Raw genomic sequence first — 13,511 nt, forward strand, 5'->3', positions numbered from 1 at the left:
GTATCAGCCAGACCGCGTTATCGTTCTTCGCGGGCAAGCCTCGCTCCTACAGGACAGTGCTTGTCAGTTACTTACTTGGTGTGTCGAGCAACCGAAAGAACCGCTCCCGCACCTGAACGTTGTCGCTGTGCGCCACGTTGAAACGCAGGAAGTGACTGGCATCCGCCGCTTTGCTGAGCAAGGTGCCGGGCGCGAGCACCAGGTCGATGTCCAGGCCTTTCCTCGCCAGCGTTTCGGCATGATGCCCTTCGGGCAATCGCGTCCAGATAAACAACCCTTCATGGGGCAGCGATGACACCGAGCAACCGGCTTCCATCAGCCAACTGCTCACCCGACTGCTCGCCTCGTAAAGCCGATCCACCGTGCGCCGGGTGTGTTTGGCATAGCTGCCGTCGCTGAGCATCGTGCAGATAATCTGCTCCGCCAGTTCCGAGGTCATGCCACCGCAAGCCATTTTCAGGGTGACCATCCGTGCCGCCAGTTGCGGCGAAAGCACCGCATAGCTGACCCGACTGTTCGCCGTCAGGGTCTTGGAGAAACCGGAGACGTAACTGACATTGTCCAGCCCGCCCGCTGCCAGGCGCGGGGTCGTTCGTTGCTGCATGTCGCAATACAAATCGTCTTCGAGGATGTGAAAACCGTAACGATGGCTCAGCTCCAGCAAGCGATAGACCTGCGCCGGGGAGAAGGAGTGTCCGGTCGGATTGTGCAGGGTGTTATTGGTCATGTAGAGCACGGGCCGGTGGACAATCAGCAATTGCTCGAAGGCGTCCAGGTCCATGCCGTCCGCGCCACGGGGGATGGTGATGACCCGGGCGCCATGCAGGGCCAGGTTGGTGTGCATGGTGAAGTAACACGGATCGTCGAGCAGCACCGTGTCGCCGGGTTTGACCAGCAGGCGCATCAGCATGTCGATGGCCTGCACGGTGTTGGCCGTGGTGATGATCTGGTCCACCGGTACTTCGATGCCCAGGGTTGCCAGTTTGACCCGCAACGCTTCGCGCAGCGGCAGGTAACCGGCGGCGACGCCGTATTCGCCCATGCGCAGGGACGTTGCGCGCAGGGTGCCGCGCACGGCTTTGAGCAGTTCGTCCGCCGGTAGCCACGAGGACGGCAAAAAACCCGCACCGGGGCGCAGCGAGCCGTTGTCCTGCAGCACCGCGCGGCGGACCACGCTGAGGGTGTCTTGAGGTTGCAGGTCCGGGCCGGCATCGGTCTTGAGCGTGGCGCTGGAGCGGTGCACGTAATGCCCCGACCCCTGGCGTGAAACCACCAGACCCTTGGCGCGCAAGCGGTCCAGCGCATCCACCACGGTGGACTTGCCCACGTTCATCAACTCGGAAAGTTCGCGAATCGGCGGCAGCCGCGAGCCGTGAGGCAGCCCGCCCTGGCTGATCGCTTCCGACAATTGATCGACAATCTGCTGGACCAGCGGCACACCCGGCTGGAACTCGATGGCGGCGATCACTGCACGCTGAACCTGCATTTTACTGGTCTCTCCGGCAGTAAAGTTCGTTTGATTCTATACGAACTTGCTCTGATGAAAACAAGCGACTCTCTCTACCATCACCTTACAGACTTTCCTGATTGTTCGCGCTGAACGCCTGAACAATCGCTGGTTCCAGAGGTGTTGCATGAGTGTTCAAACAACGGTCGCCGTCGCTAAACCGGTGATCAATATTCGCCTGTTCACGATCCGGATCATCACCGCCGTGTCGCTGTTTGCCGTGCTGGGCAAGGCCAACGTCTGGCTCGACACCGCCACCAACAGCATCCTCGCCCTCGGTTATCGGGCGCTGCTGTTGCTGCTGCCGCTGACATTATTGGTGCTGGGCCGTCGCTCCCTGAGCGTCACGTTGATGTGCGCCGCCCTCGGGCTGGTGTTGCTGGCGGTCACCAGCAACCAGGGCATGGTGATGTTCGCCGCCGCGCTGTTCGCCTACGGCATTGCGATTGCCGGTTACCTGATCAAGAGCGAAGCCGCCCAGACCAAGGAGGGCGCGGCCTACAACCGCGTCGCCATGAACATGGGCAGTCTGGTGGCGGGGCTGATCCTGCTCTCGCCGCTGCTGACCCCGACCCTGTTTTTCCTCGGCGCGGCAGGTTTCGTCCTGCTGTGCCTGCCCATCGCCATGGGCGCGACCTTCACCTCCCAACCGGTGGTTGCCAGTCCGGTCACTCATGACGGCAGCGGCTGGCGCAACAAACTGCCATGGGTGATCGCCGGCATCATCATGGGCATCAAGCTGTTCGGCGTGTTCTCGATCCTGCCCCAGGCAATCCTGCTCGAAACCGGCGAACTGCCGGCCTGGTATGGCCTGATGCTGATCCTCAACAGCGCCGTGGTGGTCTTCGCCCAGGTGCCGGTGATGAAACTGATCGAGCGCACCGGGCGCTTCAAAGTGGTCGCTGTCATCGGGATCATCATCGGCGGCTTCGCGGTGCTCTCGTCGCCGGGCGCATTCCACGTCGAAACCCTCGTGGGCGCGTTGATCTGGGTGGCGCTGCTGTCCATCGCCGAGTGTGCGTTCAGTTACCTCGATTACTTCTCCGTCAAACAAAACAACATGTTCGTCAAGGAAGTGTCCCTGGGCGTCGGTGCCGGCCTGACGGTGCTGATCATGCGGGTCATGCCGCCGCCCTATAGCGCCCTGGTGCTGGCTGCCATCGGCGCGGGAGGCATCCTCGCCTGGTACTGGCTCAACCGTAGATCCAACGCGTCGCTGCACGACTGAGTCACCGCGTTTGCGTTTTTTACTCCACAGGTCGGAGGCTTCATGAATACGACGTCATGCGTAGTGGTGGTCGGGTACAACGGCAATCGGGTTCACGACATCCAGAAACTGCGCGAACTCTGCAAAACGCTCTACAACGCCCGGTTGATCCTGCTGGTCGAGAAGATTCAGCCCGAAGACGACCAGGTGGCCGATCACGTCTGCAGCACGTCCCTGGCACCGGAAGACGTCACCGAATCCCTGGAACTGGTGGCGGGTTGCTTGAGTGCCGATCACTGGAAACTGATCGGCGTGCTGCCGTTTTCCGACCGTGGCGTGCTGCTCGGCGCGGCGCTGTCGAGCCATTACGGCTTGCCCGGCATCACCCCGGCCGAGGCGCGTGCGGGGTTGGATAAACAAATCTTTCGCAAGCTGGAAGCGGCGGCCGAGCAGTCGCCGGAAGATTATCGTCCGGTGTTTTCCGTGCGCATCGAAAGCCTCGCCGAGCTGCGTCAGCGGGTCGTCGAGCTGGGCGGCAAAGCCTTCATCAAACCGGCCTGCGAAGGCGCAAGCAGGGGCTGCCGGGTCATCCATCATCCGTCCGAATGTGACGAGGCGTGGCAGGCACTCAAGCCGTATCGCGAGGGTGGCATCGTCCTTGAAGAACTGATTCAGAACGCCCGGGAATACAGCTGGGATTACGTTGCGGGCAGCACGTGGGTCACGGAGAAAACCACCACCGAAGGCGCCTATCGCGCAGAAATCCAGCAAGTGGTGCCGGCACCGCTGGCGGCAGATGTGCAAGCCAGACTGGCAGCTGCCGGTCGACACATGTCCGGGTTGGTCTCGCAGGCTAACGGCGCGTACCACAACGAGGTGTTCCTGCGCAGCGACGGCCTGACGTCGGCGGTGGAAACCAACATGCGCCCCGGCGGCATGCACATCTGGGACCTGGCCCGCCTGGCGTTCGTCGATTTCGATCCGTGGGAGCGCTGGGTCAGGTGGGCGGTGGAAGGCAAGACCGACCCGCGCGATCCCGTCGCTCGGGGCTATTGCGGCATCCGTCTAGTCCGGGCGCCGGCCGGCGGTCTGCTGCGCTACGTGCCGGACATCGAGTCCCTGGCCCGGGACCTGAACATCGAGCTGGTAGAAGCCGTTTACACCAAACGCCTCAGTGATTCGGTCACCGCACTGGTGAAGGACAACACTTCGTTTATCGGCCACATCGTGTTGTTCAGCGAGGACTACGCACAGCTCAGCGACAACCTGCTGCGCCTGGCAGACGCGATCGAATCACGTGTCGAGGTCACTAGCCTGGCGGCCCCGGCGAGAGCCGCGGGTTGAGTCTCCTGGACCTGCGTTTTGGTATTTTTGAGTTGAGAGGATTGTTTCAATGATCGAGCAAAAAATGACCTGTGATGAGCGCTTTATAGCCCTGGCGAAAGAGCTGGACTATGACATCTACGGCGAAAACACCGCGGGTGGTCATTACGCGCCGCTGATTCGGCATCACGATGAGCTCTATCTCAGCGGCCTGGTACCGCGCATGACCGGCGAAATCCGCTACCCCGGCAGAGTGGGGCTGGAGCTCAGCCTGGCCGATGCACAAGCGGCCGCCAGTATCAGCGCCATGCGCGGGCTGGCCTTGATCGTTGATGCCATCGGCTCGCTGGACAAAATAAAGTCGCTGATACGTATCACGGTTTACGTGAAGTCCACGGCGGACTTTGTTGACCTCAGCGAAGTTGCCAACGGTGCATCGGATGTCTTCAGCCATGTGCTGGGCGATGCGGGCAAACATACTCGAACCACTGTCGGCGTTTATCAGTTACCGAAAAATGCCGCCGTAGAAGTTGACATGATTGTGGCGCTTCGGCCTTCGGTTTTGTGAGTGTTAGTGCGCCGACTTTACAGTGATCAATTGTTCGCCTAGTGTCTGGTCACTTAAGTCGCTCATAACTCGGTGTTTACGGATGAATAACATTCAAGGTGGTTTTTTTTCATATAAGGACTTTCGCCAGAGTTTGACCCGTCCACCGGTGAGTGCACGGGTGTGGAAGGGCGATGAACTTACCGATATGCGTCAGAGCCTTGCGGCCAGCGAGGTCGATATTGTCGCGCTGGCTCACCAGGACAGCAGCGAAGGTTGCAAGTTGACGCCAGGGATGGCGGTGTCGATGCAATGGTTGAACCCCGGCACCGAACTGAACGGTCATGCCCATTCGTGGTGGCACCTTTTCATCATTCAGTCCGGCAGCGGCACCTTGACCCTGGGCGATGCCGATGCAGTGAACATCAGCCCCGGCGACGTGTTGCTAGTACCGGCCTGGACCCGGCACGGCTTCGTCAACACCAGCGCCACTGAGCCGCTGGCCATGCTGAACATGAGCAACATGCCCCAGATGGCGTTGCTCTCCAATGCTGCAGACGCCACGGTCTGACACGCTCGATCTTCACCGTCGTCACCCACAGGGAGTCCGCATGCGCAGGCTCCCTTTTTCATTTCTGCTACCCCGGCAGGCCATGGCTGTTTTGACTTTCTGTATCCGTAGAAACAGATAATTTCTGTATCTGTTCAGCACCTGGGCAACTAACTACGATCGATTCCAATGCAACGGATTATTGTGGTTAGTGCAAGGGAGCGTTCTATGGATAGTACGAAGCTGAAACTGTATGTTGGTGCAGATTTTGTCAGTGCTTTTGCAATGTCGGCATTTGTCGCGCTGAAAGAAAAGCAACTTTCATTTGAACTTGTTAAGGTTGATTTAAAGGCGCGTGATAACTACCTGGCGAGTTATCGTGATGTATCGCTGACCTGCAAGATTCCCACGCTGGTTCATGATGGTTTTGCACTGTCGGAATCTTCGGCCATTGCCGAATACCTGGAAGAGATAGCGCCGGGGCATAAAAAACTGTTCCCGCTCGACATCAAACAGCGCGCTCGCGCCCGTCAACTCCAGGCCTGGTTGCGCAGTGATTTGTTGGTGATTCGCAAAGAGCGCCCGGCGGACCTCATCTACTTCGGCAAGAAAGAAACCTCGTTGTCGGACGAAGCCCAGGCCGCTGTCGCAAGGCTGTTCTTCGTCGCGGATCGGTTGCTGGAGGAGGGCGCCGATCACCTGTTCGGTGACTGGAGCATTGCCGACACCGACCTGGCAATCATGCTCAATCGACTGCTTGCCAATGGCGACCGCGTTCCTCAGCGGCTCGCGGCCTATGTGCGTCGGCAGTGGGATCGCGACAGCGTTCGGGCATGGATGGACATAGAGCGCGCAGCGCCGGCCATCCAGTAACTAACGCCAGGCAATCACCAGGAGCGCTGCCATGCAGGGACCGTCGGAGCTGGAAAGATACAAACCCTACAACTCACGCACCATTCGCGACACGCCGTACTGGCAGAAACTGACGCCAGCGTTGCAGGAAGCCATGACCGTGGTGGCCAGGGTCATGCCGTTTCGCACCAATGAATATGTGCTGGGCACGTTGATCGACTGGAACAACATCCCGGACGATCCGATTTTTCGCATGACCTTTCCCCACAAGGACATGCTGCTACCGGACGAATACGCGTCGCTCAAGCAACTGATCGAACGGGATGACGCCGTCGCCATCAAGCGGCGGATCGAGGCGATCTGGTTGCGCATGAACCCGCATCCGGCCGGGCAGCTGACGCACAACGGCGCGACCCTCGACGGAAAAGTCCTGCCGGGCATTCAGCACAAGTACCGCGAGACCGTGCTGTTTTTCCCCGGTGCCGGTCAGACGTGTCACGCCTACTGCACGTTCTGTTTTCGCTGGGCGCAGTTCATCGGCGAAGAGGAACTCAAGTTCAACGCGCGTGAGTCCCAGGAGCTGGTGAATTACCTGCGGGTGCACACTGAGGTGACGGATGTGCTGATCACCGGTGGCGATCCGATGATCATGAACACCCGTTCGCTGGCCGGTTACATCGAGCCGCTGCTGGCGCTGCCACACCTCAAAAGCATCCGCATCGGCACCAAGTCCGTGGCGTATTGGCCGCAACGGTTTGTCAGCGACAAGGATGCGCCGCAGCTGCTGGATCTGTTCAAACGCATCGTTGCGGCCGGGAAAAACCTGTCGGTGATGGGGCACTACAACCACCCGGTCGAGATTCGCCAGGACATTGCCCGGCAGGCTGTCGAACGCATTCGTTCCACCGGCGCGACGTTGCGCATGCAGGCGCCGGTGATCCGCCACATCAACGAGAACCCCGGCGATTGGGCCGAATTGTGGACTGAAGGCGTGCGGCTGGGAGCGGTGCCTTATTACATGTTCGTCGAGCGCGATACCGGGCCCAGCCACTACTTTGCGATGCCGCTGGCGCGGGCGTTCGAGATCTTCCAGGCGGCTTACCGCACGGTGTCCGGGCTGGCGCGCACCGTGCGTGGGCCGTCCATGAGCACCTTCTACGGCAAGGTATTGATCAACGGCATCGAGACCGTGGCCGGGGAAAAAGTCTTCGTGCTGCAGTTTCTCCAGGCTCGGGACCCGCAATGGGTATTGCGCACGTTCTATGCGCGCTTTGATCCGGACGCGACCTGGTTCGATGAGTTGCGGCCAGCGTTTGGCGAACGTGCGTTCTTCTTTCAGCCGGAGCCTGCGGCAGTGCCCGAATTGATACCGGTCCTGCTCGAAACGGCGTAGGACGATTCATCAGGAGATAAGGATATGAGCAGTATTCCGTTTGATCAGCGAGATGGTTTTATCTGGCTCGACGGCGAGTTCGTCGAGTGGTCCCAGGCGCGACTGCATGTGCTGAGTCACGGCCTGCATTACGCGAGCACGGTGTACGAAGGGGAGCGCGTCTACAACGGCAAGATCTTCAAGCTGCGCGAACACAGCGAGCGGCTGTATCGCTCGGCACAGTTGATGGATTTCGCGATTCCCTATGAGCTGGCCGAACTGGAAGCGGCCAGTCATGAACTGCTGAAACGCAACAACGTCGTGGACGGTTATCTGCGGCCAGTGGCGTGGCGCGGCAGTGAAATGATCTCGACCTCGGCTCGTTTCAACCGCGTGCACGTGGCGATCGCCTGCTGGCAATGGCCGAGTTACTTCGACCCGGCGGGGCACATGGGCGGCATTCGCTTGAAGACCGCGCAGTGGCGGCGTCCGCCACCCAGCAGCAGCCCGTTCGAAGCCAAGGCGTCCGGGCATTACCAGATCGCCACGCTCAGCAAGCACGATGCGGAAAACAACGGTTTTCACGACGCGTTGATGCTCGACTGGCGCGGTCACGTCGCCGAAGCCACCAGCGCCAACGTGTTCTTCGTCAAGGACCGGACGCTGCACACGCCGCTGCCCGATTGCTTCCTCAATGGGATCACCCGCCAGACCGTTATCGAATTGGCCGGGGCGCTGGATTACCAAGTGGTCGAGCGCACCATTCTTCCTACGGAGCTTGGCGATTTCGATGAGTGTTTTCTGACGGGCACCGCCGCCGAAATCACCCCCGTGCAGAGCATCGACGAGCAGCGCTACCGACCAGGCAACGCCTGCCGCGAATTCATTGCCGCTTACACCTCAACCGTTAACGCCTGATAAACCGCCAGGAACTTCACCATGTCAGATCAAGGGATTGTTGCGTCTACACCTTACGTTTCACTGGGCCACCGCCATGACGAATTGTCGTCCCGCGGCTGGACGGTACTGACCCCAGCCGAATTTGCCTACGATGTCGTTGGCACATTGCAGGCGTTCGGTCAGATCATTCCGCAATTCAACGGGCAGACGGCCTTCGCCATTACCCGCAAACCGGGGTACGAAGCGTTGCCGTACTCCCAGAGCATGAACGGCATCGGACCGCACACCGAAGCGCCGGTCTACGGCCCACCGCCGCGTTATCTGGCGCTGCATTGTCATCATCAGGCCACGTGCGGTGGCGGACATACCGGGTTGGTCGACGGGATCGAGTTTCTGGCATTCCTCGAACGCACGGAGCCCGAGTTGCGCGAATGGATCGACGACACGCCCGTGGAGTTCGTGGCCACCGCCAAACCGGGTGAAGTGGCGCAAACGCGGGTCAAGGAATACATCCTGACGCCTACAGAGGACGGGGACATTTTCCGCTTCAGCTACAACCAGTTTCACTATGGCGATGTGAACCCTTCCGAGGAGGATCTGCAGCAGTCGAAGGTGACGAACAGCTCATCGCCACTGGCCAGGTTCGCGATGCTCGGCGAGGAATACTTCATCCAGCACAACACGCCGGTGCTGATTCCCGACGGCTGCATGCTGATTTGGGACAATTGGCGAATGATCCACGCCCGCAGTCGATACACTGACCCGGCGCGAAACCTGACTCGCTACTGGCTGGCCTGATTCATCCGTCGCCCACAATTCCATCGGCGTACCCCTCGGCGGGTACGCGTCTTACAGGTATCGCGTCATGCAAACAGCAATCGAGATCGCCAAGGTCGATCATCAACTGGTCGTGCGGCTCAATCAGGCCTGGACCAAAAGGGCCACGGTGTGTGCGCCGGACAAGGCCTCGGTCAGCGAAACGTTCGACCCGGCGCGCCCGGATTACCCGGAGTGCATGGTGCCGTTTTTCCATCACCCGAAATTCCAGGCCCTGAGCGACGAGCTCAAAAGCACCGTGGTGACCTGGGGCTGGATCGGCTACAACCTGCGCACGGTCACGGCTGAAGAGCACGTGGTGAACCCGGCGCTGAGCGTCATCGTCAATCAATACCTGGGCAAAAACGACTGGCATTTTCGCGAAGCGATGCAGCAGACGTTGATCGACGAGCACTACCACACACTCATGCACCTGCGGGCCATCGAACGGACCAAAGAGGATCGAGCGCTTGATCAGGATCTGGACCTGCCGCCGTCGGTGACCTATCTGCGTCTTGCCGCGCTGCGTGAGGAATTGCCCGAGCAGTGGCAGCGCGATCTGGCGGCGATCACCTTCGCGGTCGTGGCCGAGATCAGCGTCAACGCTTACCTGGATCTGCTGGCCGACGATCAAACCATTCAGCCGCAAAACCGCCGCGTCGCCGAACTGCACAACCGCGACGAATATGCCCACAGCAAGATTCTCGCGGAAGTGGCGAAGGTCATGTACGCCAACATGCAGCCGCCTCAACGGGCATTTTTCGCACAGACGTTGTCGGTGGCGCTGAGTGCTTTTGTCGCTCAGGACTACTCGATGTGGGAGGCGATTCTGACGCAGCTCGGCGTCGAGGACGCTGCACTGATCATTGCCGACACCCGGGAGAGCAACAAGAACGCCACGATCATGCGCGACTACAGCGGCCTGCATCGTCTGGCGCAGGATCTGGGGATTAGCGACGAGATCGATTTCGACTTCCGTCCGACCCTCAAAACCGCTGCAGTGGCCTGATCGGGAGGTGAATATGTCCGTTCCTGTGTACGAAGTGTTCGCCATCCGAGTCGGCGCCAATGCCCAGCGCACTGCCCGGGAGAACTTTCTTTACGACGCCTGCTGCGGTGATCCGAATGCGTCGATGCCGCTGGATTACTACTTCTGGGTCATTCGTAATGAGCAGCAGGTGATTGTGGTCGACACGTGCTTTCAACCCGCGACAGCGGATCGACGCAACCGTCAGATGTATCGCCTGCCGGAAGATTCCCTACGTCAACTGGACATCGATCCGGCGCAGGTCGAGAACCTGATCCTCACCCATTTGCACTGGGACCACGCCGGCAATCTGGGGTTGTTTCCGAAAGCCACGGTGCATTTGCAGGAAGCGGAACTGCGCTTCTGCACCGGTCCGAAAATGGCCCATCGCACGGTGAACAAAACCTACGAAGTCGAGGATGTGATGTCGGCGTTGCCACCGCTGTTCGAAGGCCGGTTGCGCTTGCATACCGGCACGGTCGAGGTGATTCCCGGCGTGACGCTGCACCCGGTGGGCGGCCATACGCCGGGTAGCCAAGTGGTGCGGGTGAACACCGCACGCGGGTGGATTGTTCTGGCGTCGGATGCGGCGCATTTGTGGGCGAACATTCGTCAGCGCAGTCCGTTCCCGATCATTGATGATCTGGCGCAGACGCTGGAAGCGTTTATCGAAATCGACCGTTTGGCCGATGGCGAAGACCACGTCATTCCCGGCCATGACCCGCTGATCGCCGAGCGCTTCCCGCATTGGAACGACGATCCGCACATCATCTGCCTGCACGCCAATCCCTTGTAGGAGCGAGGCTTGCCCGCGAAGAACGATAACGCGGTTCTCCTGAATGACCGCGTTATCGTTCTTCGCGGGCAAGTCGGAACGCCGCACCGCTCGCTCCTACAAGTTATGTGTCAGCTCTGGTTTTTGAGGAGTTGGCCGAGGGTCGCCAGCGCTTCATCAATCTTCGGCGAATACGGCGCCCCACAACCGATCCGCACAAAGTGACTGAAGCGCTGGGCGTTGGAAAAGATATCCCCAGGCAAAATCTGGATGCCCACCTTCAACGCCGCATGAAAAAACGCCATGGACGCCTGTTCAGCCGGCAGTTCCACCCACAACAACGTACCGCCCCGTGGATGGGTGATGCGGGTGCCCGGTGGAAAATAGCGAGTGATCGCCGCACTCATCTGCTGGCGCTGCTGTGTCAGCGTTTTCCTCAAGCGGCGCAGGTAACGTTCGTAGGACGGCGTCTTCATGAACGCACTGACCGCCAGTTGCGACAACGCTTCACAACCTCGGGACTGCGTGTGTTTGAGCATTTCCACGCGGTCGTGCCACTGCCCGGCGCTGATCCAGCCCAGGCGTATGCCCGGTGCCAGCGTTTTGTTCAGCGACGCGCAGTAGATGACGTTGTCGGTGCGGTCCCAGTGTTTGAGCGTGGATAACGGCTGCTCGGTGTCCACCAGGTCGCCGTAGGTATCGTCTTCGATCAGCACGGTGCCGTGCTCGGCACACAATTGCACCAGCCGAGCCTTGTGGGTGTCGGGCATGATGCTGCCGAGCGGATTCTGCAGATTGGGAATGACGATCAGCGCCCGAATCCGTTCGGGGCCTTGCAACAGCTGTTCGAGCGCGAACAGATTGATGCCCGAATGGGCCGTTGCCGGGACTTCGAGCACTCGCAAGTTCAAACTTTCGAGAATTTGCAGCAGGCCGTAAAAGGTCGGGGATTCCACGGCCACGGTGTCGCCGGGGTGGGTCACCGCACGCAAGGCCAGGTTGATCGCTTCGGTCGCGCCGTTGGTGATCACCATTTTCTCGGCGCTCAAGTTGGCCTTTGCCGTCAGCGCTCGTCGGGCAAGGATGTTGCGCAACTCGATGTTGCCGCAGGTCGGGCCTGTCGCACCCAGCAGTTTCTGATCCTGACGCAATGCCTTGCTCATATGGTCTTGCAGAATCTTCAACGGATAGAGTTCCGGCGCGCAGTAGGCGCTGGCGAAATTGACCTTGACCGTCGCGCGTTGGCTGGCCTTGAGCACCGATGACACTTGCTCGTGAATGCCGAGATAGACCTCGGTATCAAGGGGCGCAGGCGTTGTGGTCACGACCGGTTTGGGCAAGGTGTCCGGCTGGCGAATGTAGTTGCCGGAACGCGGACGGGCTTCCAGGACGCCATAGTCCTCAAGCTCCCGGCACACCTGCACCGCGGTCGACAGGCTGACGGCGTGTTTTTCCATCATCAGCCGAATGGAGGGGAAGCGTTCCCCGGTTTTCAAGGTGCCGCTGCGGATCGCGTCGAGGTAGTGGTTGGCTAACTGACGATACAAGGGGGTCGGGTGCATGATGACCTCAGCAATCGCACCACTGAGGTCTTGGGCTGGAAAGAAAGTTGACGTTCCCCGCAGGCGGACCCGTGGTGCTCAAGGGTTAAGGGAAGTTTTTTTCTGGCGTCGATACACAGAGAGTAATCGCGCTTTTGCCGGAATCGCGGGCAATAAAAAGCCCCGCTCTAGGGCGGGGCTTTTAGGTCAGTGGCGCTTGAGGCGCTGCTGAGCGGGAAGTGTTACTGCGCGGCGATGCTGTAGCCATCGAACGCGGTTTGCTGCTGAAGCGCGGTGATGATGTTTTTGCGGTTAACGGCGTGTTCGGTTCCGCTACTGTCCAGGAACGATTCGCTTTCCAGCTCTGCTTCATCGCCTTCGCCGACAAAGGTAAAGCCGAGGAACTCCAGGGCCTCACGGTCAACGTTGAGTCGCGAACGCGGAGTGCGCAGCGGCAGCGTGACGCTGATGCCGTCCTTGCTGATGGTGAACACTTCGACATCTTTCTTGGCGCGGGCCGTTTTGCTCTTGCCACTGGTTGGGTTGCTGATGGCCTGATGCGTCTGGTTCAGTACTTTCAGGGCCAGACCGTAGACGATCTCCTGAAACGCAGGATCGTCCTTGAAGCTGGAAAGGATCCGGCTGATCGAGAATTTGCTGCTCAGGTCTTCAAGGGCCGCGATATCGGCTGCCTCGGCGTCCTTGAGTTGCTTGAGTTCGCCCATCAATTCATAGGCTTTATCGTCGTCGAAGCGGTCGTGGGCCTGGCGAATCGCGGCGCGCAGCTCGCGGATCTGGTCACTTTCCCGGGTGGACTGGAAAGCGTCCAGCACCATCTCGGCGATGGTCTTGGCCTGGGGCACGTGCTGTGAAAGATTGATGGAGTTTTCGTATTCCGCTTTGGACGACAAGGTGACTACGGATTCAGCGGTATTGGAATCGGACATTGAAATTTCACTACTTCTTTAACTTGAATTGGGGCGAAAAAGCACAGGGCTTTTTCAGGCCGCCTAATCTATTGGACCTGCGCGGCGTTGTCACGGGTGAACAGGCGAGCGGGCAAAAGAACTGGCTACCACCACCTTGAAGGAGCC

Annotated in this window: 13 protein-coding genes; 10 read left to right on the top strand and 3 right to left on the bottom strand. The window is 59.7% G+C overall.

Going from position 1 to position 13,511, the window contains the following annotated elements:
• Nucleotides 1–67: 67 nt before the first annotated feature.
• A complete protein-coding gene (locus KGA97_RS20715; protein ID WP_223481402.1) occupies nt 68–1,486 on the bottom strand; it encodes a PLP-dependent aminotransferase family protein in 1,419 nt (472 codons plus the stop codon).
• A gap of 148 nt (nt 1,487–1,634) precedes the next feature.
• Between KGA97_RS20715 and KGA97_RS20720 the strand changes: the two genes are divergently transcribed.
• The 10 genes from KGA97_RS20720 (at nt 1,635) to KGA97_RS20765 (ending at nt 10,897) form a co-directional block, all read left to right on the top strand.
• Nucleotides 1,635–2,735, top strand: coding sequence for a hypothetical protein (locus KGA97_RS20720; protein WP_223481403.1), 1,101 nt, complete (start codon nt 1,635–1,637; stop codon nt 2,733–2,735).
• Between the two features lie 42 nt (nt 2,736–2,777).
• Nucleotides 2,778–4,058 carry a biotin carboxylase gene (locus KGA97_RS20725; protein ID WP_223481404.1) on the top strand — a complete coding sequence of 427 codons (1,281 nt, stop codon included), beginning with the start codon at nt 2,778–2,780 and terminating at the stop codon, nt 4,056–4,058.
• Between the two features lie 49 nt (nt 4,059–4,107).
• Complete coding sequence (locus KGA97_RS20730) at nt 4,108–4,605, top strand: RidA family protein (RefSeq protein WP_008025407.1); 498 nt, start codon at nt 4,108–4,110, stop codon at nt 4,603–4,605.
• An 82-nt stretch (nt 4,606–4,687) separates the two neighbouring features.
• Nucleotides 4,688–5,155, top strand: coding sequence for a cupin domain-containing protein (locus KGA97_RS20735; protein ID WP_223481405.1), 468 nt, complete (start codon nt 4,688–4,690; stop codon nt 5,153–5,155).
• A 207-nt stretch (nt 5,156–5,362) separates the two neighbouring features.
• Nucleotides 5,363–6,007: a glutathione transferase gene (yfcF, locus tag KGA97_RS20740; protein WP_223481422.1), complete on the top strand. Its 645-nt coding sequence runs from the start codon at nt 5,363–5,365 to the stop codon at nt 6,005–6,007.
• Between the two features lie 31 nt (nt 6,008–6,038).
• Nucleotides 6,039–7,379: a KamA family radical SAM protein gene (locus KGA97_RS20745; protein WP_223481406.1), complete on the top strand. Its 1,341-nt coding sequence runs from the start codon at nt 6,039–6,041 to the stop codon at nt 7,377–7,379.
• Nucleotides 7,380–7,403: 24 nt separating this feature from the next.
• Nucleotides 7,404–8,276 (top strand): branched-chain amino acid aminotransferase, encoded by an 873-nt coding sequence (locus KGA97_RS20750; RefSeq protein WP_223481407.1) that lies wholly within the window; start codon nt 7,404–7,406, stop codon nt 8,274–8,276.
• Nucleotides 8,277–8,297: 21 nt separating this feature from the next.
• Complete coding sequence (locus tag KGA97_RS20755) at nt 8,298–9,056, top strand: TauD/TfdA family dioxygenase (RefSeq protein WP_008025417.1); 759 nt, start codon at nt 8,298–8,300, stop codon at nt 9,054–9,056.
• Nucleotides 9,057–9,123: 67 nt separating this feature from the next.
• A complete protein-coding gene (locus KGA97_RS20760) occupies nt 9,124–10,083 on the top strand; it encodes a diiron oxygenase (protein ID WP_223481408.1) in 960 nt (319 codons plus the stop codon).
• 13 nt (nt 10,084–10,096) lie between these two features.
• Nucleotides 10,097–10,897, top strand: a complete 801-nt coding sequence (locus KGA97_RS20765) for an N-acyl homoserine lactonase family protein (RefSeq protein WP_223481409.1) — start codon at nt 10,097–10,099, stop codon at nt 10,895–10,897.
• A gap of 110 nt (nt 10,898–11,007) precedes the next feature.
• Here the strand turns inward: KGA97_RS20765 and KGA97_RS20770 are convergent, their stop codons facing one another.
• On the bottom strand, nt 11,008–12,438 hold the full coding sequence (locus KGA97_RS20770; RefSeq protein WP_008045179.1) for a PLP-dependent aminotransferase family protein: 1,431 nt from the start codon (nt 12,436–12,438) through the stop codon (nt 11,008–11,010).
• Between the two features lie 221 nt (nt 12,439–12,659).
• Nucleotides 12,660–13,364, bottom strand: coding sequence for a hypothetical protein (locus KGA97_RS20775; protein ID WP_008025424.1), 705 nt, complete (start codon nt 13,362–13,364; stop codon nt 12,660–12,662).
• Nucleotides 13,365–13,511 lie beyond the last annotated feature (147 nt).

The organism is Pseudomonas sp. BF-B-15 (genome assembly GCF_019946675.1).
In the GTDB taxonomy this organism is placed as follows: domain Bacteria; phylum Pseudomonadota; class Gammaproteobacteria; order Pseudomonadales; family Pseudomonadaceae; genus Aquipseudomonas; species Aquipseudomonas migulae.

What these genes read in the sequence shown, in the direction of transcription:
- KGA97_RS20755 (WP_008025417.1), top strand. Translation starts at nt 8,298, where the DNA reads ATGTCAGATCAAGGGATTGTTGCGTCTACACCTTACGTTTCACTGGGC.
- yfcF (WP_223481422.1), top strand. Translation starts at nt 5,363, where the DNA reads ATGGATAGTACGAAGCTGAAACTGTATGTTGGTGCAGATTTTGTCAGT.
- KGA97_RS20735 (WP_223481405.1), top strand. Translation starts at nt 4,688, where the DNA reads ATGAATAACATTCAAGGTGGTTTTTTTTCATATAAGGACTTTCGCCAG.
- KGA97_RS20715 (WP_223481402.1), bottom strand. Translation starts at nt 1,486, where the DNA reads ATGCAGGTTCAGCGTGCAGTGATCGCCGCCATCGAGTTCCAGCCGGGT.
- KGA97_RS20775 (WP_008025424.1), bottom strand. Translation starts at nt 13,364, where the DNA reads ATGTCCGATTCCAATACCGCTGAATCCGTAGTCACCTTGTCGTCCAAA.
- KGA97_RS20745 (WP_223481406.1), top strand. Translation starts at nt 6,039, where the DNA reads ATGCAGGGACCGTCGGAGCTGGAAAGATACAAACCCTACAACTCACGC.
- KGA97_RS20765 (WP_223481409.1), top strand. Translation starts at nt 10,097, where the DNA reads ATGTCCGTTCCTGTGTACGAAGTGTTCGCCATCCGAGTCGGCGCCAAT.
- KGA97_RS20720 (WP_223481403.1), top strand. Translation starts at nt 1,635, where the DNA reads ATGAGTGTTCAAACAACGGTCGCCGTCGCTAAACCGGTGATCAATATT.
- KGA97_RS20725 (WP_223481404.1), top strand. Translation starts at nt 2,778, where the DNA reads ATGAATACGACGTCATGCGTAGTGGTGGTCGGGTACAACGGCAATCGG.
- KGA97_RS20770 (WP_008045179.1), bottom strand. Translation starts at nt 12,438, where the DNA reads ATGCACCCGACCCCCTTGTATCGTCAGTTAGCCAACCACTACCTCGAC.
- KGA97_RS20750 (WP_223481407.1), top strand. Translation starts at nt 7,404, where the DNA reads ATGAGCAGTATTCCGTTTGATCAGCGAGATGGTTTTATCTGGCTCGAC.
- KGA97_RS20760 (WP_223481408.1), top strand. Translation starts at nt 9,124, where the DNA reads ATGCAAACAGCAATCGAGATCGCCAAGGTCGATCATCAACTGGTCGTG.
- KGA97_RS20730 (WP_008025407.1), top strand. Translation starts at nt 4,108, where the DNA reads ATGATCGAGCAAAAAATGACCTGTGATGAGCGCTTTATAGCCCTGGCG.